The organism is Aliivibrio sp. SR45-2 (assembly GCF_963890165.1).
Classification (GTDB): domain Bacteria; phylum Pseudomonadota; class Gammaproteobacteria; order Enterobacterales; family Vibrionaceae; genus Aliivibrio; species Aliivibrio salmonicida.
In genome coordinates this window covers 1-238 of sequence record NZ_CAWPRC010000128.1, presented here as the reverse complement: position 1 = coordinate 238, position 238 = coordinate 1, and the positions used below count along the sequence as shown (strand labels likewise).

Genomic DNA, 238 nt, shown 5'->3' with positions numbered 1-238 from the left:
AACCCCTGTTACCGCCGTGAAAGGGCGGTGTCCTAGGCCTCTAGACGAACGGGACACTGGATATTTTGAAGGTGTTGGGCACCTTCCATTGCTTTTTACTTTTTTAACCTAATCAATCTGTGTGAACACTCATAAATCGTAATCTATCGTTAAGGAGGTGATCCAGCCCCAGGTTCCCCTAGGGCTACCTTGTTACGACTTCACCCCAGTCATGAACCACAAAGTGGTGAGCGTCCTC

General features: G+C 48.7%; 1 rRNA gene. It reads right to left on the bottom strand.

Annotated elements, in window-relative coordinates:
* Positions 1-150: 150 nt before the first annotated feature.
* Positions 151-238: ribosomal RNA gene (locus AACV33_RS06615) — 16S ribosomal RNA — on the bottom strand; the annotation flags it as partial.